At 32.2% G+C, this 25,031-nt stretch carries 19 protein-coding genes; 5 read left to right on the plus strand and 14 right to left on the minus strand.

Translation table 11 applies throughout. The features are described 5' to 3' along the window. Nucleotides 1–63: 63 nt before the first annotated feature. From ACEWL1_RS05505 to ACEWL1_RS05565, 13 genes are all read right to left on the minus strand, one after another. Nucleotides 64–1,542 carry a glycosyltransferase family 39 protein gene (locus ACEWL1_RS05505; RefSeq protein ID WP_409232297.1) on the minus strand — a complete coding sequence of 493 codons (1,479 nt, stop codon included), beginning with the start codon at nt 1,540–1,542 and terminating at the stop codon, nt 64–66. Then, a complete protein-coding gene (trmD, locus tag ACEWL1_RS05510; RefSeq protein ID WP_409232298.1) occupies nt 1,535–2,212 on the minus strand; it encodes a tRNA (guanosine(37)-N1)-methyltransferase TrmD in 678 nt (225 codons plus the stop codon). The genes ACEWL1_RS05505 and trmD overlap by 8 nt, the downstream gene beginning before the upstream one ends. A gap of 167 nt (nt 2,213–2,379) precedes the next feature. Further along, the gene (locus ACEWL1_RS05515; RefSeq protein WP_409232299.1) at nt 2,380–3,114 is read right to left on the minus strand and encodes an NYN domain-containing protein; all 735 of its coding nucleotides are present in this window, start codon (nt 3,112–3,114) and stop codon (nt 2,380–2,382) included. 127 nt (nt 3,115–3,241) lie between these two features. Further along, on the minus strand, nt 3,242–4,921 hold the full coding sequence (locus tag ACEWL1_RS05520; protein WP_409232300.1) for a response regulator: 1,680 nt from the start codon (nt 4,919–4,921) through the stop codon (nt 3,242–3,244). Nucleotides 4,922–5,092: 171 nt separating this feature from the next. Then, the gene (locus tag ACEWL1_RS05525) at nt 5,093–6,259 is read right to left on the minus strand and encodes a redoxin family protein (RefSeq protein WP_409232301.1); all 1,167 of its coding nucleotides are present in this window, start codon (nt 6,257–6,259) and stop codon (nt 5,093–5,095) included. Next, entirely contained in the window at nt 6,231–6,521 is a 291-nt protein-coding gene (locus tag ACEWL1_RS05530; RefSeq protein WP_409232302.1) for a DUF1456 family protein, read from the minus strand. The genes ACEWL1_RS05525 and ACEWL1_RS05530 overlap by 29 nt, the downstream gene beginning before the upstream one ends. Before the next feature lie 81 nt (nt 6,522–6,602). Next, nucleotides 6,603–7,223 (minus strand): YqaA family protein, encoded by a 621-nt coding sequence (locus ACEWL1_RS05535; RefSeq protein ID WP_409232303.1) that lies wholly within the window; start codon nt 7,221–7,223, stop codon nt 6,603–6,605. A 96-nt stretch (nt 7,224–7,319) separates the two neighbouring features. After that, complete coding sequence (locus ACEWL1_RS05540; protein WP_409232304.1) at nt 7,320–8,876, minus strand: NAD(P)/FAD-dependent oxidoreductase; 1,557 nt, start codon at nt 8,874–8,876, stop codon at nt 7,320–7,322. A 344-nt stretch (nt 8,877–9,220) separates the two neighbouring features. Then, nucleotides 9,221–12,385, minus strand: coding sequence for an HYR domain-containing protein (locus ACEWL1_RS05545; protein WP_409232305.1), 3,165 nt, complete (start codon nt 12,383–12,385; stop codon nt 9,221–9,223). A gap of 34 nt (nt 12,386–12,419) precedes the next feature. After that, nucleotides 12,420–12,797, minus strand: a complete 378-nt coding sequence (locus ACEWL1_RS05550; protein ID WP_409232306.1) for a hypothetical protein — start codon at nt 12,795–12,797, stop codon at nt 12,420–12,422. 512 nt (nt 12,798–13,309) lie between these two features. Continuing rightward, nucleotides 13,310–17,659 (minus strand): immunoglobulin-like domain-containing protein, encoded by a 4,350-nt coding sequence (locus ACEWL1_RS05555; RefSeq protein WP_409232307.1) that lies wholly within the window; start codon nt 17,657–17,659, stop codon nt 13,310–13,312. Between the two features lie 577 nt (nt 17,660–18,236). Continuing rightward, on the minus strand, nt 18,237–19,124 hold the full coding sequence (gene prmC / locus ACEWL1_RS05560; RefSeq protein ID WP_409232308.1) for a peptide chain release factor N(5)-glutamine methyltransferase: 888 nt from the start codon (nt 19,122–19,124) through the stop codon (nt 18,237–18,239). Between the two features lie 87 nt (nt 19,125–19,211). Continuing rightward, the gene (locus ACEWL1_RS05565) at nt 19,212–19,703 is read right to left on the minus strand and encodes a GNAT family N-acetyltransferase (RefSeq protein ID WP_409232309.1); all 492 of its coding nucleotides are present in this window, start codon (nt 19,701–19,703) and stop codon (nt 19,212–19,214) included. Nucleotides 19,704–19,758: 55 nt separating this feature from the next. Between ACEWL1_RS05565 and ribD the strand changes: the two genes are divergently transcribed. Genes ribD through ACEWL1_RS05585 form a run of 4 tightly spaced genes read left to right on the plus strand, consistent with a single transcriptional unit; the run spans nt 19,759 to nt 22,922 of the window. Continuing rightward, the gene (gene ribD, locus ACEWL1_RS05570) at nt 19,759–20,847 is read left to right on the plus strand and encodes a bifunctional diaminohydroxyphosphoribosylaminopyrimidine deaminase/5-amino-6-(5-phosphoribosylamino)uracil reductase RibD (RefSeq protein WP_409233033.1); all 1,089 of its coding nucleotides are present in this window, start codon (nt 19,759–19,761) and stop codon (nt 20,845–20,847) included. Further along, on the plus strand, nt 20,840–21,451 hold the full coding sequence (locus ACEWL1_RS05575; RefSeq protein ID WP_409232310.1) for an HAD family hydrolase: 612 nt from the start codon (nt 20,840–20,842) through the stop codon (nt 21,449–21,451). Before ribD ends, ACEWL1_RS05575 begins: the two co-directional genes overlap by 8 nt. Beyond that, nucleotides 21,448–22,308 carry an EamA/RhaT family transporter gene (locus ACEWL1_RS05580; RefSeq protein WP_409232311.1) on the plus strand — a complete coding sequence of 287 codons (861 nt, stop codon included), beginning with the start codon at nt 21,448–21,450 and terminating at the stop codon, nt 22,306–22,308. Before ACEWL1_RS05575 ends, ACEWL1_RS05580 begins: the two co-directional genes overlap by 4 nt. 2 nt (nt 22,309–22,310) lie before the next feature. Beyond that, nucleotides 22,311–22,922, plus strand: coding sequence for an IMPACT family protein (locus ACEWL1_RS05585; RefSeq protein WP_409232312.1), 612 nt, complete (start codon nt 22,311–22,313; stop codon nt 22,920–22,922). 103 nt (nt 22,923–23,025) lie between these two features. Here the strand turns inward: ACEWL1_RS05585 and ACEWL1_RS05590 are convergent, their stop codons facing one another. After that, nucleotides 23,026–23,421: an acyl-CoA thioesterase gene (locus tag ACEWL1_RS05590; protein WP_409232313.1), complete on the minus strand. Its 396-nt coding sequence runs from the start codon at nt 23,419–23,421 to the stop codon at nt 23,026–23,028. Between the two features lie 173 nt (nt 23,422–23,594). On the opposite strand from ACEWL1_RS05590, the gene dnaA reads away from it, so the two are divergent. After that, nucleotides 23,595–25,022: a chromosomal replication initiator protein DnaA gene (dnaA, locus tag ACEWL1_RS05595; protein ID WP_409232314.1), complete on the plus strand. Its 1,428-nt coding sequence runs from the start codon at nt 23,595–23,597 to the stop codon at nt 25,020–25,022. Nucleotides 25,023–25,031: the final 9 nt, after the last annotated feature.

Consider the following 25,031-nt stretch of genomic DNA (forward strand, 5'->3'; position numbering starts at 1 on the left):
CAGAGGTTAATTTTGAGGTTGCAAATTTAGTAAATATTTTAGAATAAGAATACTTTTAGTATATTATTTTTTATGCTGATAATTAGAGCCGTAGAAAACCCAAAATTTACGAACTTCTTTTCCGTTTAGTGTAATAATAATTGGTTCTAGTTCAGTTATTTTTTCAAAGTAACCATTGATTTCTGCAGGAATTTCTCCTTTCTTATCTACGTTTTTAAAACGGGTGTCAGAATCAATAAAGAGTGCATTTTTACTGTTTAAATCTGATAAATTATCTCCTACATAATCAAAATGTAAAGCCTGCAAACCAACAATATTTTGTGCATATACTTTTTCATCCATAAAGAAATTTAATGCCGCAGAAGTTTTATAACCATCGTTAGAGAACACAAAGGTATTTGGATATTTTTCTTGTAATTTTTCGGTTTCTATGGCTAATTCTTTCCAACCAATCCAAGTGTCATCACTTTTTATAGGAACTAAATAAAATAGAATTTGTGCTGTAATTAATACATGAAAAACAATGGAAGTAATAATTTGTGCTTTTATCAATTTTTTGCTGATAAACATTCCTGCAATAATAATCCCTGTAATATAAGACGGCATCATCCAATTTAATTTAACCCAATAAATTGGTGTTAATGCAAAAAATCCAACAAACGTAGGAATAAAAAAAGCAAGTAAGAACAATGTTTTTGCTTTTGGTAATTTAAATTTTAACAATGCTCTTTTGATGAATTTAAAAGTAAACGATATAAAAACAGCAAATAAAATGGGTAATAATAATACAATTTGATGTCCGATTGCTCCGAAAAAATAATCTGGTGATATTTTAAATTTAGAAATACTTCCTGTTCTGTTAGAGCCTTGAAAAGCAAAAGAAGCAAACTCATTCTCGTAATTCCACCACCAAACCGGAAAAGTTACCAAAACAGAAATCACTAATGAAAGCCATAACCAAGGTGATAATAATAATTTTCTGTATTGATAAGAAAACACTAAGAATGCCAACAAACCAATTTGTAATAATAACGCAGTGTATTTACTATTAAAAGCCAATCCCATAAAGATTCCTGCAAAAATCCAATGCCATTTTTTTTGGTCAAAAATTGCTTTGTATAAACTAATCAATGTCAATGTCCAGAATAATAATAACGGAACATCTGGAGTTGAATTAAATGATAAAATAGAAACGCATAAAGTAGAACTTATCAAAACCAATGCTCGCAGTGCTTTTGCTTTCGATAAAAACAATCCTGCTAATTTGTAAAAGCTTAATAATGTAAATGATGTAACTACAAAATCGGCAAGTTTTACTACGTAAATTGTTTTGCCAAATATTTCTGTAAATCCTCGTAAAATATACCCAATCATTCCTGGATGATCAAAATACGAAGGCGATAAATGTTCTCCGTAAAAATGATAATAGGCGTCTTGTGGCATCAACCCCATAAAAGGCAACAGTAAAAAACGGAATAACTGAAATCCGAATACAACTGCCAACGCTGGATGTTTTTGTATGAAGTTTTTCAACTTAGTCATCAAGTAAATCTGGTCTTATTTGTGCTGTTCTTTCGTAGGCTTTTTCTGTTCTCCAAGCATCAATTTTTGGAAAATTACCTGACAATAAAACTTCAGGAACTTTTAGCCCTTTGTATTCAGACGGACGCGTATAAACTGGAGGAGATAATAAATTATCTTGAAAAGAATCTGTTAATGCAGATTGTTCATCGCCAATTGCCCCAGGAATTAATCGGATAATTGCATCACACAAAACTGCTGCAGCCAATTCGCCACCACTCAACACATAATCGCCAATAGAAATTTCTTTGGTGATAAATAAATCTCTAACTCGTTGATCTACACCTTTATAATGTCCGGTTAAAATGATGATATTTTCTTGTAAAGAAAGTGTATTTGCTGTTTGTTGATTTAACGTTTTTGCATCTGGCGTCATGTAAATGATTTCGTCGTACGTTCGCTCAGATTTTAATTTAGAAATGCAATTGTCAATCGGTTCTAACATCAATACCATTCCTGCGCCGCCACCAAATTGTGTATCGTCTATTTGTCTGTAATTGCCCAAGCCATAATCACGTAAATTGTGAAAATGAACATCAACCAAACCTTTATCTCTTGCTCTTTTAATGATAGAATAGTCAAACGGACTTTGTATCAATTCTGGAGACACTGTAATAATATCTATACGCATTTGGCAAATGTACGAGTTTCTAAGAATTTATGGAAAGAAGATTTTATTAGAAATTGTTACGTTTTGTTACTTGATAAAAGTTGTTTTAATAAAGTGATTTACAGTTAGTCAAGAAGTTAAAAATAGGTTTAACTATTTAGAGATTCTAGTCTTTATTAGAATTGTTCTTATTTGTTTTTTACGTAAATCAATTTGTATTTACTTTTTGAGTTTTCCCTTTGTTCTAGATCAAATTTACCAATAGATTTAATTAAGGGTGTTAGTTTTTCAAAGCCATAATTTCTTGAATCAAAATTGGGTTGCTTTTTTTGAAGTAAACTTCCTACATCACCCAAAAACGCCCAACCTTCTTCGTCTGACAAATCAGATATTGTGCTAGAAATTAGAGAAATTACTTTTGGTGTAATTTTATCGATACTTTCTTTTGCGTTGTCTTTTTGACTGACACTGTCTTTCTTTTCATTTTGTTTTCTAATAATTTCTATATATATAAATTTGTCGCATGCAACAATAAACGGATTGGGGGTTTTTTTTTCTCCTATGCCAATCACTTGCATACCTGCTTCTCGTAATCTAGTTGCAAGTTTTGTAAAATCACTATCACTAGAAACAAGACAAAAACCGTTTACTTTTTCTGAATATAAAATATCCATTGCATCTATAATCATTGCAGAATCTGTAGCATTTTTACCAGATGTGTAAGCGTATTGTTGAATTGGAGTAATGGCATTTTGGAGTAGTAGATTTTTCCATTTTGATAAATGCGGACTCGTCCAATCACCATAAATTCTTTTAATAGTTGGGTTTCCGTACTTTGCAATTTCCTCCATCATTTCTTTTACATGAGCCGACGGTATATTATCTCCGTCAATAAGTACGGCTAAATTTGAATTCTTATTCATAAATAATAGTATTTGAAAGTAGCTAAGGTATCGAAAAACAAATTTGGAAGCAAAAAATATTTACTAAGAGCTTGGTTTGTAAAAATATAAAAAAAGCTACCAAAATAGCTTTTTAAATTTTTAAGAATTAGTCAGTTTGTCTATGTACCATTTCTTCAATCTTATTTAAAAGATCTTCAGGATTAAAAGGTTTAAAAACAAAGCCATCCATCCCACATTCTAAAATTTTATTTTTTACTTCAGCAAAAACAGAAGCCGAGAGTGCTAAAATCGGAATTGTACTGTTAAATTTCCTTATTTCTTTAGAAGCTGTGTATCCATCCATTATAGGCATTTGGATGTCCATTAAAACTGTATCGTATTTATTTTCTTGTACCATGCTAACAGCTATTTCTCCATCGTTTGCTACAGCTACTTCTAATCCTGCTTTTTCTAGGATTTGTTTACCAACCATTACATTAATAAGGTTGTCTTCTACTAATAAAACTTTTTTCCCTTTAAAGTTGTGTTCCTTCTTTTGAGTTCGTTTTTCAAGTTCGTTTTTAGAAGATACTGTCAACTCTAAATCAAAATAAAAACAACTCCCTTCTCCCAAAACACTCTTAACATTTATTTCAGAATCCATTGCGGTTATAATACTTTTTACAATAGAAAGTCCAAGTCCTGTTCCGCCATACAAACGATTTGTACTGTTTGATGCTTGTGTAAAAGCACCCCATATTTTTTCTTGTTGTTCTTCTGTTAACCCGATACCAGTATCTTTTACTTCGGTTCGCAACACAATTTTACCGTCAGACACTGAATGTTTTTTTATCATCAGGTTGACTCCGCCTTTATCAGTAAACTTAATAGCATTAGAAACAAGGTTGTTGATTACTTGATTAAAACGAACTACATCTAACCAAACTATTGGTAAATTTTCATCAACTTCTAAATCTAACGTAATTCCTTTTCTTAAACAGCTTGCTTCATGTATTTTTTTAATTTGTTTTATAGCCTCAGAAATATTTGCGGGTATAAGATCTAACTCTATTGTTGTAGATTCCATTTTGCTAAAATCTAATACATTGTTTAGTAGGTTTAGTAAAATTTTACCAGAATAGTTCAAGGCATCAATATTTTGTTTTTGATCAGGTCTTGGGTTTGTATCTCCTAAAATATGTGACAATCCAATAATAGCATTCAAAGGAGTTCTTATTTCGTGACTCATCGTGCTTAAAAATACAGATTTAGCATTTGATGCTTCAATGGCTTCTTCTCTTTTATTATGAATTTTAGAAAAATAACGCGCATTTAATAAAGAAAAATAAATTAGTTGAAAAATTGCTAACACAATTGTGCTTACTACAGAAAATGGATATACAATACTTCTTGCCATTTCCGGGTCCATTTGTTTGTTGGTAAATAGTTTAAAGTCTGTGATGTGTAAAAATATCCAAAGAATTGCTGGTAGTAAAGTAAAGAAGGCAACATAAAATTTTTCTCTTCTGAAAGAAAAAAGAATAAAGGGTAAACCAATGGCAAATAATAACACAAATTCTACACTACCATCTCTACCAATAAAAGAAGCTGTTAAAGAGACGCTTAAGTTTAAGGCGAGCATATAAATTACTCGTGCAGTTATTAAGTTACCATATTTAGAAACAATACAAGAACCAATAAAAAGGATTGTTGTTAAACCAAGATAATTGCTTAATTCTGGCAAATCAATAGTTCTAGCTACAAAAAACCATATAATTGTAATTACTGTTGTTAAAATAGAGAGATTAAAAACTAATTCTATTCTTGTTTTGGAGAAATCTGACATAAAAGTAGGGGGTTTATGAGAATAATTAGTGTGTGTAAGTTAATACACTACAAATATGTCCCTAAACATATTGTCTATCAATAGGTAATTTTCTTAATTTATTATAAATATAAAGTAAAAAAGCTATCAATTTAAATTGAGAGTATAACTTTTTTGTCAAAAGTAAAACTCTTATTTAAGCAACTCGTCTAATTTAATGAAAGCATCTTCAGAGTTTCCTAGGTAGCGATTTAATATTTTCCCTTCGGGATTTATAATAAACTTTGTTGGGAAACCTGCAACGTTAAACTTTAAAACTAAATTATCTGTGCCTTTACCAGACATTACTTGTTGCCAGTTATAATTATTTTCTTTTAAGAAATTCACCATTTTTTCTTTTGTGTCACCACTATTTATTCCTAGAATGGTCAATTTATCAGCATATTTATCAGCATATTTTTTTACTATTGGCATTTCTTCAACACATGGCCCACACCAAATTCCCCAGAAATCTATCAAAACATATTTACCACGTAGAGAACTAAACGTAAAGTCTGAGCCATCAATGGTCTTATTGCTTGTAAAATCTGGAACGGTTTTACCAATTAAAGTAGACGCTATTCCTTTAACTCTAGAAGCAAGTTCTTTGTAATATGTAAAATCTGCTAAGTTTTTATCAAATTTATTAAATGCAACTACAGCTTCTTCATTAGAGATTTGTCTTCTAACCATCATGTCAGAAAGAGACCAAACAGCAGCTTCTGATGTTGGATTATTATCTACAAACTCTTTTTTTAAACGTATAACTTCTTTGTCTAATTGAGTAATAGAATCTGTAATAATTTTAAATCTAGGATCTTCTGATGTTAACTTGTTTTTCTTTAACAAATAGTTTACAGAAGCGTTCATCAACGGAAAAATTTTACTATTGATTTTTGCTAAGTCATCATTTGCTTTTGTTCCTGATGGATACGCATTGATAAAATCTGTAACTTCTCCCTTAAAAACTATGTGATCTCCAGGTTTAGCGATAAAAGCAAGTTGTGAAGATTTTGCCGGATAATAACCTTTCCCAGATCTTTTAATGGTGCGTTCTACATTTGGCCAAAAGACAATATGTTCTGCGTTTTTAATTTTTGCTGTGTATGTAAATGTTCCATTTTTTACAAAAATAGTATCCGTAACTCTTTTTCCAGTACTATCACGTACACTTCTAGACATGTATTTTGTGTCTAATCCTTTTACTGTTCCACTAACGGTAAAAGAATCTACAGGCGTTTCTGGTTCTTGTTTACAAGATGCCAGCAATGCTAATATCAATAAATAAAAACTACTTTTTAAAAGGTTTTTTACTGTCATTTGATTTTGTTTTTTGTTGTGGTTTTTCCCCTTTTGCAGGCATTGGTCCACGTAAATGGATGATCAATCCGTTTAAGAAATTACGTAAAATTTGATCACCACATTCCATATATTTTGGATGTTCTTCATTTCTAAAAAAAGCGCCTAATTCGCCTTTAGAAACTTTAAAATCTACCAATTTGCAAATTTCTATAATATCTGTATCTCTTAATTTATGAGCTACACGTAATTTTTTAAAAATATCATTGTTTGTTAATCCCATAGAACAAAAATAAGTTATTCGTATTAAGTATCTAGTTTTTAGTAAAATAATTATGAAAGAAAACGAATTTATAGTTTCAAATTAATCTACCATTTGAAAAATTGCCAATGCGTACACTGCAAAACGTGCAAAACGAAATAATCCAAAAAGCAATACACCTTTTAATGGGTATTTTATCAATCCGCCAGCCATACAAGTTATCGAAAACGGAATTGGTAATAACGCACCAGCGACTATTAAAAAACCACCCCATTTACTAGTGTTTTTTAATTGTTTTGCCATTTTGACCTCTAAGAAATTTTTTATTTTTTCAATCTTTAAAGCAGCTTTTCCGATAAAGAATGAAATAATTCCTCCTAAATAAGACAAGCTTGCAAGAATTGCAAGTGTAACTACAGGATTGTCTGTTTTTTTAGACCATGCTATAAAAATTTCGGGCGGAATCAATCCTAATAAAGATTCTGAGATAAAGAAAACTGACAATACGCCAACTGTAGAAAATGTTTCAGTCATGTGTTGTAAGCCATCATTGATGTTGTACACATATTTGTTAAACAAAATTAATGCAACAACTATGATAGCAACAGGAATTATTGCTTTACGTAAGCTTCTGCCAACAAAACCATAAAATCCAGTATACGAATAATACTGATGTAGTAATTTTGTTTTCGATTTTTTTCGAACTCTCTTCCTTCTAGTCATTTGTCTAATTAACTTTCTTTTTTAGCAGCAGCGAAGATACACTTTTATTCATTTTGATGCGAAATAAAAATACAGTTTTAACGTAAAATTAATAGCTTATAAATTGGCAATTGCTGCCTCAGCACAACGTTCTCCATCCATTGCAGCAGAAACAATTCCACCTGCATAGCCGCCACCTTCTCCGCAAGGAAATAATCCTGCTATTTCTGGATGCTCTAAATTATCTTTCCTTGGGATGTTAACTGGTGATGAAGTTCTAGATTCCACGCCAACAATATTTGCTTCTGAAGTATAATATCCGTGCATTTTTTGCCCGAATGCTTCAAAACCTTTTCGCAATCTTCCGCCAATTATTTTTGGCAACAAAGAGTGTAGTGGAGCTGATTTTAATCCGGGTTGGTATGAAGTTGGATTTAAATCAGCTGATATATTTCCTTCAACAAAATCGGTCAATCTTTGTGCTGGTGCAGTTTGACTTCTTCCGCCAGAGGTAAAAGCCAATCGTTCTAAATCTTTTTGAAATTCCAACCCTTTTAATGGACCGAATTTTTCATACTTCGCAAAATCTTTGTCGATGTTTAACTCCACAACAATTCCAGAATTTGCATATACATTATTTCTTCTGCTTGGCGACATTCCGTTTACGACAACTTCGCCATTTGCGGTTGCTGCCGGAACGATAAATCCGCCAGGACACATACAAAAAGAATACACGCCACGTTCATTAACTTGTTGCACTAAACTATATGCTGCAGCTGGTAATAATTCGTCTCTTTTTCCTTCGCAATGATATTGAATAGCATCAATAATGTGCTGTGGATGCTCAACACGAACGCCCATTGCAAATGATTTTGCTTTGATAGCAATTTCTTTTTTATGTAGCAATTCGTAAATATCTCTTGCCGAATGTCCGGTTGCTAAAATTACTGCATTTGCAGTCATTTCTATGCCATTTTGTAATTGAATTGCTTTGATTTTATTGTTCTTAATTACAAAATCTGTAACGCGTGTTTCAAAATGAATTTCTCCTCCGTGGTTGATGATATTCTCACGAATATTCTGAATAATTTTCGGCAATTTATTCGTTCCAATATGTGGATGTGCATCTAATAAAATTTGTTCTGAAGCTCCATGAAAAACCAAGTTTTCAAAAATCTTACGAACATCGCCGCGTTTTAAACTTCTAGTGTATAATTTTCCGTCAGAATAGGTGCCTGCACCGCCTTCTCCAAAACAATAATTAGAGTCTTCGTTTACAAAATGATCTTGATTAATCGCTTTTAAATCTCTACGGCGATCTTGTACATTTTTTCCGCGTTCTAAAACAATCGGTTTAAAGCCTAATTCTATACAACGCAACGCAGCGTACATTCCTGCTGGACCAAAACCTATAATATGAACTTCTTTTGCGTTAGAAACATCTTTGTATTCAAACTGATATTCAGAAGTTTCTGGCATAGGTTCGTTCATATAAATAGCAACTTTGTAATTAAAGTAAATTTGAGGTTTACGAGCATCAATAGATTTACGCAACACCTTTACGCCAGAAATAGTAGAAGGTTTTATGCCTAAATGATACGCTGCTTTTTTAAGCAGAATATCTGTAATTTTTTCTTCTTTTAATTGAATGCGTAACTGAATCTCTTTTACCATGCGGCAAAAATAAGGAAATTCTGATTGTAAATTTTAGTAAGTTTTTGTGTTTTGCAATGTTTCGTGTATCCTGTTTATTGCATATACTGTACACACCGTAAGTTTGTACTTATATAATTAGTTTATAGAAAAAAAAATAAAAGAGTTGTTTTTGGTTCAGTTCATCATAATCAGTTCTTTTTAATACAATCTCTTCTGTTTTTAGACTCGTCCATATTTCTAATGTTGATTACGTATGTGGAAAGATAAGATTTTTTAGAGAGATTTCAAATTGATTTAATATGAGCATGTTATTCATAAAAAAAGCCCCTAAAATAGGGGCTTTTAATGTTTGTAATTAATACTTATTCTTGACTAACAATTAATTTTTTAGTAATTGTTTCTTCTTTAGAAACAATTTTTAAAATATAAATTCCAGACGGTAAGTTTCTATTACCAATAGTTATGTTTTGTGACATAGCCTCAGAAGTTATAGTTTTTCTAGAAACAAGTTTACCAGTTACATCCATTAAGTTAAGTTGTGTTCCTGCTTTTATGTTTGCTATTTTTAATTGGAAAACACCTTTAGAAGGATTCGGATACACATTAAACTCAAGGTTGTTTAACAAGTTTTCAGAATCATTGGCTACAGGGATCGGATTAGAGTTTGGAGTAATACAAGTTGCATTACAATCTCCTAAACTATCACCGTGGCTAGTATCAGCACCGTGCAATAATAAGTGTTTCATTACAGCATTTGCACTAATGTTAATCATTACATGTTTAGTTCCTTTTTTACCACTAGTGTGATGACAAACAGTAACTTTATTAGTAGCTTTTCCTTTTTTGTTATAACTTCTTACATCCATTACACAAACTTCAATTGTTGTAGTTGTAGTACATCCAAAGTTATTTGTTGCTGTAACAGTATAAGTAGTGCTAGTAGTTGGACTAATAACTGGGTTTGCAACATTGCTAACAATTTCTCCTGTTGAAGCTGTCCAAACATAAGTAAAGCTATCTCCACCAGTTGCAGAAGTTGTAAGCGCCATGCTTTGAGGCCCAAAACCTAAGAAAATTGTGTTTGCTTGCTGGGTTTCTACAGCATTGAAGTCTGCAATTGTAACTTCAGGAGTTTCTCCTTCAATGGTTACTGTAGCAGTTTCAGAGCTTGTATTTCCACTAGAATCAGTAGCAGTTAATGTAACTGTATGGTCACCTATATCAGAACAAGTAAACGTGTTTTTATCAATACTTAAAGTGATATCACAATTGTCAAAACTTCCATTATTGATATCATCAGAAGTAATAGTTGCCATACCGTTTGCTAAAGGAATTGTAAAATCTTTTGTGATTACAGTTGGTGCAATAGCATCAGAAACAGTTACAATTGCTGTTTTTGTAGCTGTATTTCCACTAGGATCGGTCACAGTTAAAGTAACCGTATTATCACCAATATTAGCACACGTAAAAGATGTAATGTCTAAACTCATGCTTTCAATTGCACAATTATCAGAAGAACCATTATTAATCTGTGCCGCAGTGATACTTGCATTTCCACTAGCATCTAAGTTCACAGAAATAGGTTGGGTGATAACAGTTGGTGCAATCCCATCGGTAACAGTTACAACCGCAGTTTGTGAAGCGGTATTTCCACTAGCATCGGTAACGGTTAATGTAACTGTATTTTCTCCAATATTAGCACAGGTAAAAGAAGTTATATCTAAACTCATGCTTTCAATTGCACAATTATCAGAAGAACCATTATTAACCTGAGCAGCTGTAATTGAAGCAGTACCATTCGCATCTAATTCAACAGTGATGTTTTGGGTGCTTACAGTTGGAGCAACATTATCTTTAACTGTTACTTTAAATGATGTTTGTACTTTGTTTCCTGAAGCATCAACAGCTTCGTAAGTTACAGTTGTTGTTCCAACTGGGAATACATCACCAGGAGCTGGACCTGAAACCAATGTAGTTGGAATTGTACCTCCATCAAATTCAATAGCATAATACGCAGTAGAGTTAAAATACCAATCATTCCAGTCTGGATTATTTCCACTCCAGTTAATTACTGCCCAATCTTCATTTCCGCCAGCATTGTTTGGTTCTCCTGGAGCCCAGTTTGTATATGAAACAGGCTCGTTGGTAATCCATTTCCATTGCCCTTCTGTATCTCTATCTGTATGCCCAATCCAAATTTTATCTGCAATAAAATTAGATACAAATAAATTTTCAGAAGCATCAGAAATTGTTGCCAAATGTCCTCCAGCTGCAATTGCATTTGCATGAGCTATTTCAGGAGTTGTTTTTGTGTTAGATAAAAAGTATGAATGTCCATTTCTCTTTCCTTTAAAAGTATGACCAGCAAGAGAAGTTGGTACATCTCCTGTACCACAATTATCTGTTGCGGTAGGTATCCCATAAGTTACTCTTGCACCACATAAAGCTGGATCAGCATTTACTGTTATATCAAAAGGGCTTGTGATAGTAGGAGGAATATTATCAACTACAGTAACTATAGCATTTGCTGTAGATTGATTACCTGATGGACTCGTAACTGTTAAAGTTACTGTATTAGAACCAACATCAGTACAACTAAAACTTGTTTTATTTATAGCAAGTGTTACAGGTCCACAAGCATCGCTTGAACCTGCATCAATATCTGCAGCAGTAATTGTTGCACTTCCTGAAGCATTCAAATTAACACTAAAGCTGTTTACAAGTGCAGTAGGAACTGAAGTACTTGGTACTCCATTAAAAGTACCTGATAAACCAGCTAATGTATGGGTTACCGGAGATGCACCAAAGCTGTCATCAACTACTTTAATTAAAGTGTTGGCATCGAAACCATAAGGTAAATTAATAGTTGCATTGGTATTTATACCAGTGGCATAAGTAAAGTTACCTAATAAAGTATTAGTTGCTGCTAAATACACAGAAAATGTACCTGCATTTGTGATAGAACCACAAGATTGGTGGTTTACATTAATGGTAACAGGTAGTGTATCATCTGTTGGATCACAATCTGTACCATTATTATTAGGTATACCTATAGTATTTGTCCATGTATTAATTGGTGGAGTTGTACATACAGGTGGAGGAGGCGGTGTAAATGAGCTGTTTCCGACAGGCATGTCAGGATATAAAGCCCAACACGCATTCGTTGAATAAGCAACAACGTTTAGTGCACCTGGAATATAAGGAGTTGTAACAGTTCCATATGACTGTCTGCTATATTGTGAAGGTTGATTGTTGTATGTAGGGCTAACTGTAAGCACATAAGGAGTTTGCCCTGCTTGACTTCCAGAGAATTCTGCTGTCCAATTATAATTTACCCCATTAATTTGAATCCCAGAATTATTAATTCCACAAGAGCTAACTCTATGGTAGGATTGTCCATACCAAGTTAAGGTACCATCTGTATTTTGTTTAACGCGAATTTCCCAAGTATGGGCACTCGCAGAAAAACCAATAAAAAGGAATATTAAAAATAATCCAATATGTTTTTTAAGTAATTTTGTTTTCATAATTTTAGTTTAGTTTATTAAGTTAGTTAATAGTTTACCAAGGTTTAATTTTTTTAAGCATCTCATATTGAGCTTTTAAATCGTAATAAAAATCTTGGTCCGTTGAAATAAAATCTTCGCTTTTTTTTGATTTAAAAAATCTGTCCATTGCATTTTTATATGCCACAAATTCTTGAGGATAACTGTTTAACCAGTTGTTAAGTTTTTTATTATTTTCAACGAAACTATAGTTGAATTTAACGCCTTTATATACATTAACAGTAGCATCTGTTCTTTGAATCCAGGCTAAGTTGGGAGCATTTTTAATTAATACCATGTCAACTGATTCTTGTGATTGAGCAGAAATGGTGTTTGAAAAAATAAAAAATGTCAGCAATAATGCCAAGTAATTTTTTAGTAATTTTAAATTCATTGTAATTAGGTTTTAGTTAGTGATTTTGATTGTTAATTAATATAAAATTTTCTTACATAATTATTAATTTGTTTTATGCTTATCAAATAAGCTGTAAAACAATTAATAAGTTTTATTTCTGATTTATTAAAAACTTAAAAAATGGATATCATGAAATTGCTTATCTATTATTAATAGATTTTTATGCATTTCATTTTTTTAAAACCACTCTTAGTTTTTTATAAATGAGTTTTTATTAGTTTAAAAATGTGCTAAACTAATGGATTAAAAAATTAATGAGGGACTGCTAAAATATAAGGAGTGTTGATTGGGCTTTAAGTTTAGACTATTTCATGGTATAAAATATTTTAAAGCGTGTAGGGATAGCTGATGTTTGTTTGAGTGTAAATTTAATAAAAAAAATTATAAGTAGTTGTTTTTTTTGAAAATACTTAATTATAAAGATTTACATCTTCTTCTTATTCATAAAAAAAGCCCCTAAAATAGGGGCTTTTAATGTTTGTAATTAATACTTATTCTTGACTAACAATTAATTTTTTAGTAATTGTTTCTTCTTTAGAAACAATTTTTAAAATATAAATTCCAGACGGTAAGTTTCTATTACCAATAGTTATGTTTTGTGACATAGCCTCAGAAGTTATAGTTTTTCTAGAAACAAGTTTACCAGTTACATCCATTAAGTTAAGTTGTGTTCCTGCTTTTATGTTTGCTATTTTTAATTGGAAAACACCTTTAGAAGGATTCGGATACACATTAAACTCAAGGTTGTTTAACAAGTTTTCAGAATCATTGGCTACAGGGATCGGATTAGAGTTTGGAGTAATACAAGTTGCATTACAATCTCCTAAACTATCACCGTGGCTAGTATCAGCACCGTGCAATAATAAGTGTTTCATTACAGCATTTGCACTAATGTTAATCATTACATGTTTAGTTCCTTTTTTACCACTAGTGTGATGACAAACAGTAACTTTATTAGTAGCTTTTCCTTTTTTGTTATAACTTCTTACATCCATTACACAAACTTCAATTGTTGTAGTTGTAGTACATCCAAAGTTATTTGTTGCTGTAACAGTATAAGTAGTGCTAGTAGTTGGACTAATAACTGGGTTTGCAACATTGCTAACAATTTCTCCTGTTGAAGCTGTCCAAACATAAGTAAAGCTATCTCCACCAGTTGCAGAAGTTGTAAGCGCCATGCTTTGAGGCCCAAAACCTAAGAAAATTGTGTTTGCTTGCTGGGTTTCTACAGCATTGAAGTCTGCAATTGTAACTTCAGGAGTTTCTCCTTCAATGGTTACTGTAGCAGTTTCAGAGCTTGTATTTCCACTAGAATCAGTAGCAGTTAATGTAACTGTATGGTCACCTATATCAGAACAAGTAAACGTGTTTTTATCAATACTTAAAGTGATATCACAATTGTCAAAACTTCCATTATTGATATCATCAGAAGTAATAGTTGCCATACCGTTTGCTAAAGGAATTGTAAAATCTTTTGTGATTACAGTTGGTGCAATAGCATCAGAAACAGTTACAATTGCTGTTTTTGTAGCTGTATTTCCACTAGGATCGGTCACAGTTAAAGTAACCGTATTATCACCAATATTAGCACACGTAAAAGATGTAATGTCTAAACTCATGCTTTCAATTGCACAATTATCAGAAGAACCATTATTAATCTGTGCCGCAGTGATACTTGCATTTCCACTAGCATCTAAGTTCACAGAAATAGGTTGGGTGATAACAGTTGGTGCAATCCCATCGGTAACAGTTACAACCGCAGTTTGTGAAGCGGTATTTCCACTAGCATCGGTAACGGTTAATGTAACTGTATTTTCTCCAATATTAGCACAGGTAAAAGAAGTTATATCTAAACTCATGCTTTCAATTGCACAATTATCAGAAGAACCATTATTAACCTGAGCAGCTGTAATTGAAGCAGTACCATTCGCATCTAATTCAACAGTGATGTTTTTTGTAGTTACTGTTGGTGCAATCCCATCGGTAACAGTTACAATCGCAGCTTGTGAAGCTGTATTTCCACTTGTATCAGTTACAGTTAACGTAACCGTATTATCACCAATATTAGCACAAGTAAAAGATGTTATGTCTAAACTCATACTTTCAATAGAACAGTTGTCTGTAGAGTTGTTATTGATTTGTGCAGCAGTAATACTTGCGTTTCCACTAGCATCTAAACTAACAGATAATGGTTGAGTGATTACTGTTGGTTTTTCTGTATCGTTTACCGTTACATTGAATGAAACACTCGAGCTACCAATAGCATTGGTTGCTGTAGCTGTTACCGTTGTAGTACCATTTGTAAATGTACTACTTGGTGCTATATCATAAGTTATTGTTGCTGCTGGTATACCAACTACAGCTTCTGTAGCGGCATAACTAACTACTGCTGCACATAGTCCTGGATCGTTTGATACCGTAATATTTGACATACTTCCAAGTACTGGTGCAATACCTACAACTGTTACATTAAAAGAAACTGAAGTTGCATTTTGTGAGGCATCTGTAGCTGTATAGGTTACTACTGTTGTTCCAATTGGAAAGGTAGCACCACTTGCCAAACCTGCTGTTATGGTCGTAGTTACGGAACAATTGTCTGTACCTACTGGGGTAGTATAATTTACTACGGTACCTGCGGCGCTTGTTGCATTAACATTAATATCAGCAGGAGCTGTAATCACTGGAGCGATATTGTCGACCACTGTAACAGTAGTTGTAGCTATCGACGCATTACCATTAGTATCAGTAACTATTAGATTAACTGTATTAGTTCCTAGATTATTACAATCGTAAACTAAAGAAGGGCTTTTAACACCGTATGTAGCTTGAACATATAGCCGTTTTACAGTTCCGCCGCAAGGATCTCCAAAGACGCTATTTAAAGCAGGGATGGTGACACTATTTTTACCAATTGCTCTACTAGAAACAATTGATAAGCTATTTGCAGCATTACAAGAACCTAGTGCAAAATTCCCACAAGTACCAGTAGGTGTTCCATAACTAGCGAAATCAATACCAGTGATAACTAAACCAGGAGGTGCTGTTAATGTCAAACTATTGCCTTCGGCTGCAGTACCACAAATAGTTCCAGAGGTATCTAAAGTATAGGTGTCAATACCACAATTGTCAGAGCTACCGTTATTAACATCAGCAGCTGTTAATGCAGCTTTACCATTAGTATCTAAATAAAGTGTTACAGGTTTAGCTTTCGCTATTGGTTTTACATCATCTACTACGGTTATATCAAAAGAAGTTGAAGATGTGCTACAACTATTAGTTGCTTTTACTGTAACATGAGTAATACCTTTATTAAATATTTGACCAGTTCCAGTTCCAGTTCCAGTTCCTTCTGTTGCTCCAGAAAAGGTATAGCTTACTGATGGAGTTGTTCCCAAAACAGATAATCCGTAATTAACAGTAGCTTGACAACTTGTTGCTTCTGTTGAAGACTGTATGTATAAATTAGTATTTGCAAAAGAGACTGGCGTACAAGGATCAACAACTGTTACAACTCTGGTTAATGGTGGAGAAGTGTTCCCAGAAGCATCAACTCCAGTATATGTTAAAGTATAAGTACCTGGAACATTAGTGTCAACAGTTCCTGAAACTAATATTGCAGGATTTGTATCACAATTATCTGTAATAGTAGCACCAGGATCTGTATAAGTAGTAAAGGCATTAATAGATTGCGTAGCGCTGCCGTTTAAAGTTAAAGTTGGTGCAATAGTATCAGGAGAAGTTGTTGAAAAGTCAGCTCCAAAGGCAAAATTTACATAATTTTCATACGTTAAATAATCAAATGAAATACTTGAAAAAGTCCCATTCATTCTAACAATAGTGTAAGCTTCTGTTCCAGTGATTTGAGTCGGAGAATTCTGTACAAATGATGAGCCAGCTCCCGCGTGTGAGGACCATAAAACATCTACAGGAGCACTAAAATTAATAGGCACTGAAGTTGTTCCACCGCCAATTGAAGAAAAAACCAATACAGGATTGGTCATTGGACTCGAAAAGGTTAAAGTATTCGTACTTGGTTCAATATTTTGAATAGTAGGATTCGCATTTGGTACGTTGTATGATGCTGGAAATGTGCTATGAGCAAACATGTTACTTGTTGTTCTAACATTTACAGAAGATGTATAAGTATACCCTATGCCATTTATAGTTCCTGTAGCTGTTTTTCCGCTCACTGTTGGTGCATTTGACCAAAAGAAATTTGACGTAGTACAACCACCAGTATTGATGGCTACAACATTACCGTTTACCTTCACTTTTGCTCCAGTCAAGTTATTTCCTGACGGACAATCATCAAACTGAACAATTACAAGTCTATTAATTTCGCCTGCCACTGATAACGAGGCATAATTTTGGGATGTAGGACTTCCTCCTAAACTTATTTCACCTATAAATGCTCCATTTGGATGCGCCGAATTAAAAATGTAGGCTCTTGCTCCATCATCTGCAGCAGTAAATGACACATTTAAACTGCTTACATTGTAATTAGCTGGTATATTTATATAAGTTTCAAAATATGTAAAATCAAGTTGGTTTAAACAATATGATAATATAGATGGTACAGAATAATTTATTTCACCGCTCGCGTTTACAGGAGCTGCTACCCAATTTGGGTCTGATGCTCCAGGTATATTTGCTTGAGTATAAGCTGCTGGGTTACCATGATTATTTAAACTGAAAGAAATGGCCCCACCACCTTTGTTCATCTTCCAAGGAGAAATGGTGATTCCTTGAGAAAAACCAGATTGTACTAACATAATTAACATAAATGTTAATGGTAGTTTAATCTGATTTAAATAACTTAAGAAATGTAGTTTTGTTTTCATAATTAGTTAAATTTAATTAAATAGTTTTTATTTTGAGAAGTTGTTGATTTATAAAAAATTAGATTGTTTTTAAATTTCGTTTAATTTAAGTTATAAACTTAATCATCTAGATGAAGTTGAAAAAATAAATGTGAAATAAGTTGTGTTTTATGTGAAGTTTGATAGTTTGTTTTCATAATATTTAATTTGTTTTTTCTTTTAAAAGTAATTGTTATTTTAACAATAAAACTCAATTCTTGTGTGCAAGAATAAAGGACACTCTTTAATAATAAACCCGTCAAGGTTATGCTTTATTAAAAGGTCTTTTCAAGGTTCATAATTGCCTTCGCAAGATATATGGTAATTAGCTTAAAATCAATAGGTATAAATACGTGTTTTTTAATAAAAACTATACTTTTTTATCTTACTTGCTCCTTCTTTAAATTTAGTGCAGTTAAAGTTGTCTTTAGAAATTATCAAAGAAACATAAAAAGATTTCGAAAAAATGAATAGACAAAGCCCTCTTAATGTTAAGCTAGGTTGTATTGCTTTCATTAAAGAATGATTTTAAAGTTTTAGGAATATTTGGTTAGTGCTTTTAGTGTGTTATTGTGGATTTTGTCATCCTATCGTTGCCAAAAATGTCTTTTTTTAATTCGGTTTTAAAACCTTTTTCAGCAAGCATTTCAATAGTTTCTTTTCCTAAATATTGATTGATTTCAAAATACAAAACTCCATTTTTTGTTAAATGATTTTTAGCTAATTCAGCTATTTTTTTATAAAAAAGCAATGGATTGTTATCTTCAACAAACAGAGCTAAATGAGGTTCGTTCTCTAAAACATTTGGGTGTATTTCTGCTTTTTCTAATTCACGAACGTATGGCGGATTTGAAACAATAATATCGAATTGTTGAGGCAATTCTTTGGTTGTTAAAATATCTTGTTCAATAAAATCAATTTGAACGTCATTTAAATCGGCATTTTGTGTTGCTATTTTGATTGCTTTAGGTGAAATATCGATAGCAGTAATTTTAGAGTTTGGTAAGTTTTTTGCTAATGAAACAGGAATGCAACCTGTTCCAGTTCCGATTTCTAAAATAGAAAGTTTTTTAACACGAGAACTTTGTTCCTTTGTGTCTTTGCAACTTTGTAACTTTGCAGCTTCAGTTAGAATCCACGCAACCAATTCTTCAGTTTCTGGTCTTGGAATTAAGGTGTTCTTTGTCACTTTAAAAGGCAAACCATAAAATTCAGTTTCTCCTAAAATATATTGAATCGGTTCTTGTGATTTTAAGCGAGAAAGCGCATTGTATAAGTGTTTAAACGTATCATCAGAAATAGAAAATTGATTATTTAAAGCCAAATCAATTCTTTGTAAACCCAATTCTTTTTCAACCAATAAAAAGAAAAAAGAATCAATTTCTGTTTGAGGAAAAACACCAAGTAACTCTTGATTAAAATGATTTCTAAATTCTTTAATTTTCATTGATTTAATTCCACTATTAATTGATGTTGGTTGTTTTAGCCATTAGCCATTAGCTATTTGTCTTGTTTTTCTATTCTTTAATCTCTTTCACAAGTCTTTGATCATCCAGACATTACACGAATAATGACCCGTGTTTCCAACAGGTTTATCCAAAGAAATAAAACCGTTTTTTTTGTACAAAGCTGTTGCTGCTTTCATGTACGGCAAGGTTTCTAAATAACATTTTTCAAAGCCAAATTCTTTTGCTTTTTGCAAACAATCAGCAATCATTTTACTTCCTAATCCTAAACCACGAGCTTCTGGTAAGAAGTACATTTTTTGAAATTCGCAAATATTACCATCGTAATTGTCTAATTGTGCAACGCCAGCGCCGCCAATAATTTTCCCACCCAAATCAATTACATAATACGCAGAAGTTGGTTTGTTGTAGGTTTCAAACATATCGTCTAACGCTTTGTCTTCGTAAGCGGTACCAACTTTTGGAACGCCAAATTCAATTAAAACATCTTGAATTACTTTTTTAATCTGTTGATTGTCTTTTGGTTGAATCTCTCTAATTGTAGGTTGTTTTGTTTTCACTTTAATACACTATTTTTGCAGGAGCAAGTTATCATTTTTAATTAAAATAATGCACATTTCTCAGCACGAAAAATACATGCAACGTTGTTTGCAAATTGCCAAAAACGGAATTGGGTTTACACGTCCAAATCCGTCTGTTGGAGCAGTAGTTGTGTTGGATAATAAAATTATTGGAGAAGGATTTACATCCGTTTACGGAGGAAATCATGCAGAAGTAAATGCAATTAATTCAGTTAAAGATAAAAGTGTTTTAAAAGAAGCGACAATGTATGTGACTTTAGAGCCTTGTTCTCATGTTGGAAAAACGCCTCCTTGTGCAGATTTAATTGTGAAACATCAATTTAAAAAAGTGGTTATTGGCTGTGTTGATACCAATAGTTTGGTTGCTGGAAAAGGAATTGAGCGTTTAAAAAATGCAGGGATTCATGTAGTTGTTGGTGTTTTAGAAAATGAATGTAAAGAACATCATAAACGATTTTTTACGGTTCAAAATAAAAAGCGTCCGTTTATTGTTTTAAAATGGGCAGAAACCAACAACGGATTTATTGCTCCTGTTTATCCTGAACTTGTTTCAGGAACTAATAAAAAGATGCTGAAACAAGTTCAGCATAAAAGTCCAATTTGGATTTCCAATCAATATTCGCAACAATTGGTGCATCAATGGCGAAGTGAAGAACATGCAATTTTAGTGGGGACAAATACGGTAATTGCTGATAATCCGAAGTTGAATTTGAGAAGTTGGAGCGGAAATAATCCGATAAGAATTGTGATGGATAGAAATTTGAGGATTCCGAATAATGCAAGCGTTTTTGATGGAAGTGTGCAGACAATAGTTCTGATAGAGAAGAGAGAAGATAGAAAAGAAGAAAGTGTAAACATTGTTTTTGAAGAAATAGATTTCACTAAAAATATTGCAAAACAAATTTGTGATGTTTTGCATAAACATCATATTCAGTCTGTGATTATTGAAGGAGGAACGCAAACCTTGCAAACATTTATTGATGAAAATTTATGGGATGAAGCTAGGGTGTTTATTGGTGAAAATGAATTTGAAAAAGGAGTGAAATCACCAGGAATTAAAGGAACATTGATTGAAGAAATCAACATCAAAAAAGATGTTTTAAAAATATACAGAAATGATTAAGAATATCATCTTTGATTTTGGTGATATTTTTATCAACCTACATAAGGAAGCTACTTTTATTGCGTTGGCTAAACTTGGTGTAGATGACATTTCTGGTGAAATGATGGCAATTGCACACCGCTATGAAAAAGGAGAAATTTCCACCAATGATTTCATCAATTTTTTTCAGAATACGTTTGCAATTTCTAAAGAAGATGTCGTTTTTGCTTGGAATGCCATTTTATTGGATTTTCCAACTCAAAGATTGCAATTTTTGAAAGAGCTTGCTAAAAGTAAAAAATATAGATTGTTCTTATTAAGTAATACCAACGAATTGCATATTTCTTGGATTCAAAATGAATGGGGAAAAGAATTGTATGCAGAATTTAAAAACTGTTTTGAGCAGTTTTACTTGTCGCATGAAATCGGATTTAGAAAACCAAATTCAGACATTTACGAATTTGTATTGCAAGAAAATAATTTAAAAGCTGCCGAAACTTTTTTTATAGATGACACGAAAGAAAATACGGAAGCAGCAAAAGAGTTAGGAATACAAACTTGGCATTTAATTCCGGGTAAAGAAGATGTCGTTAATTTATTAACTAAAAAAGAATTCACAACGTGATTTATCTAGTTTTAAGCATTCTTATTTCAAGTTTAATATTTGTGGTTTTTAAGTTGTTTGATGTTTTTAAAATCAATACACAACAGGCAATTGTTGTAAACTATGCAATTGCATTATCGTTTGGTTTGGGAACTTCAAATGTATCTGTATCTATTGTAGAGATTCCACAACAACCATGGTTTTTAGGAGCCTTTTTTCTAGGTTTTTTATTTATTTCTATCTTTAATGTGATGGGAATTACGGCTCAAAAAAATGGCCTATCTGTAGCTTCAGTTGCGGGGAAAATGTCTGTGGTAATTCCAATTATTTTCGGAATTATTGTGTATAATGAAGGTGTTGGATTGGTTAAAGTTATTGGAATTTTAATGGCGTTAATTGCAGTGTATTTATCATCAGCAAAAAGCGATACAAATCCTGTAAAATTTAAAAATTTATTATTTCCGTTATTACTTTTTGTTGGGTCTGGTATTTTAGATACTGGATTAAAATATGTAGAAACTACATCGGTTTCTGAAGGAGAAGAACCGTTGTTTTTAGCAACTATTTTTGGCTGTGCTTTTGTGTTGGGTTTTTTTGTGGTTGTTTCTCAACTTATAAATGGAAAATTTCAATTTCACTGGAAAAATATTTTAGGGGGAATTGTATTGGGAGTTCCAAATTATTATTCGATGGAATTTTTACTAAAGGCTTTTAAAACCGATATAGAAAGCTCCACTTTATTTACCATTAATAACGTAGGAATTGTAATTCTTACCACCGTTTTTGCATTGTTGTTTTTCAAAGAAAAACTCATTAAAAAGAATTGGATCGGAATTGCATTAGCAGTTTTTAGTATTTTATTAGTTTCCTTTGCATAATTATGGAGTTAAAAGACAGCTACAAAACAATAGAAAAGCCATCGGAAGAAACGCTGTTTAAAGATCGAAATAGTAAGTTTTTTGGATATGCTTTTCCGGTTTTAAATGAAGATGATATTAAAAATGCTTTAGAAGAATTAAAAAAGAAGCATCATGCTGCGCGTCATTTTTGTTACGCTTGGCAATTAGGAACAGAAACAATTTCTTATAGAGCAAATGATGATGGAGAGCCTAACAATTCTGCAGGAATGCCAATTTATGGTCAGATTCAATCTTTTGAAGTAACCAATATTTTAATCGTTTCTGTGCGTTATTTTGGCGGAACAAAATTGGGAGTTGGCGGATTGATAAATGCCTATAAAAATTCTGCACAATTAGCTTTGGAAGCATCAATAATTGTTGGTAAAACCATTGATGTGCATTTTCAAATCTCATTTGGTTACGAATTGATGAATACAGTAATGCGAATTATAAAAGAGAAACAAATCAATATTGTTTCTCAAACTTTAGAACTAGATTGTCAATATATAATTTCTGTCAGAAAAAACGAAGCGGATGCTATTTTTGAAATCTTTACCAATATGTATAAAGTAGAGATTAAAAAACTAGAGTAAGTTGGTTTTTTAATTTATAAAATGTCAGTTCGACTGATTATCTTGATAATAGAGTATAGTCGAGGTTAAATAAAATTGTATCGAGAACTAATCGAATCAAAAATTATTCTAATTTCTCTAAAATATACTCTGGACAACGCATCGGTTTTTTTGTTTTTTTATTGATAAAAGCCAACATTGTACTTCCAGTTGTTAAAAGTTCGTTTTTTTGATTATAAATTTCGTACTCAAATTCAATCTTAACAGTAGGAATTTTTTTTAATGTAGTTTTTACCGTAATTTCATCGTCGAACTCAGCAGATTTTTTAAAATTACATTGTAAAGTTACAACAGGAAGCATCACATTATTTTCTTCCATTTTTTTATAAGATATGCCGAAAGACCTTAGCCAGTCTATTCTGCCGATTTCGAAAAACTGTGCGTAGTTGCCGTGATAAACAACACCCATTTGGTCTGTTTCTCCGTAACGTATTCTAAATGAGGTGGATTGTGTGAACAAGAATTGAGGTTTTTTTTTATGGGTTTGATTTTACGAAAAAAAAAGTTAATAATCAATAGCAAATTCATTTTTTTATACTGAATTTTATTCACACTTTTGTAAAGCTTTAGAAAAAGGGTGTAGTGATCCCAAAAGGAACAATTTATTAAACATTAATATCTGCTAAATTTAGAATGACTAAAACTGCTGACTCAGTTTGGAACGAGTGCCTCTCTTTTATTAAAGACAATATAAAACCGCAAGCATATAAAACTTGGTTTGAGCCTATCAAGCCGATTAAAATATTTGGCGAAGCTTTAACAATTCAGGTGCCTAGTAAATTCTTTTATGAATGGTTGGAAGAGCATTATATTAAATTACTTCGAGTTGCTCTAGTTAGAGAGTTAGGAAAAGAAGCTAAATTAATTTACGATGTGCGTATGGAAAATACGTATAGTAGTAACAGTCCGCAGACAGTAAAAATACCAAGTTCTAATAGAGATCCTTTAAAACCACAAAAAGTTACAGTTCCTTTAGAAACTAAAGACAGAGAATTAAGAAATCCATTTGTAATTCCAGGATTACAAAAAGTAAAAATAGAATCTCAACTAAATGCAAATTACAATTTTAATAATTTTGTTGAAGGAGACTCAAACCGTTTAGCGCGTTCTGCAGGTATGGCAGTTGCTAATAAACCTGGCGGAACCTCTTTTAATCCATTGTTAATTTATGGTGGAGTTGGATTAGGTAAAACACATATTGCGCATGCAATTGGTGTTGATATCAAAGACAAGTATCCTGATAAAACCGTTTTGTATATTTCGTCAGAAAAATTCACACAACAATTTATAGATTCTGTAAAATCGAATACTAGAAATGATTTTATTCATTTTTATCAAATGATAGATGTGTTGATTATTGATGATGTTCAATTTTTATCAGGTAAAACAGGTACACAAGATGTATTCTTCCATATTTTTAATCATTTACATCAAAACGGTAAACAAGTTATTTTAACTTCGGATAAAGCGCCAGTTGATATGCAAGATATCGAACAACGTTTGTTATCTCGTTTTAAATGGGGATTATCTGCAGAATTGCAAGCTCCAGATTATGAAACTAGAATTTCTATTCTTCAAAACAAATTGTATAGAGATGGTGTAGAAATGCCAGAAGATATTGTAGAATATATTGCAAAAAACATCAAATCGAACGTGCGTGAATTAGAAGGCGTAATTATTTCTATGATTGCACAAGCCTCTTTTAATAGAAGAGAATATACCTTAGAATTGGCAAGACAAATTGTAGATAAATTTGTTAAGAACACAAAGAAAGAGGTTTCTATTGATTACATTCAAAAAGTAGTTTCTAAATACTTTGATATGGATGTAGCAACATTGCAATCTAAAACGAGGAAACGTCATATTGTACAAGCGCGTCAATTAGCCATGTTTTTTGCGAAAAGAATGACCAAATCATCATTGGCAAGTATTGGTTCTCAAATTGGTCACAGAGATCACGCAACGGTTTTACACGCTTGTAAAACAGTAGATAACTTAACGGAAACTGATAAGCAATTCAGAAAATACGTAGACGATTTAACAAAGAAGTTAACATTCTAAACTTCAAAG

This window comes from Polaribacter gochangensis (assembly GCF_046224025.1).
GTDB classification, from domain to species: domain Bacteria; phylum Bacteroidota; class Bacteroidia; order Flavobacteriales; family Flavobacteriaceae; genus Polaribacter; species Polaribacter gochangensis.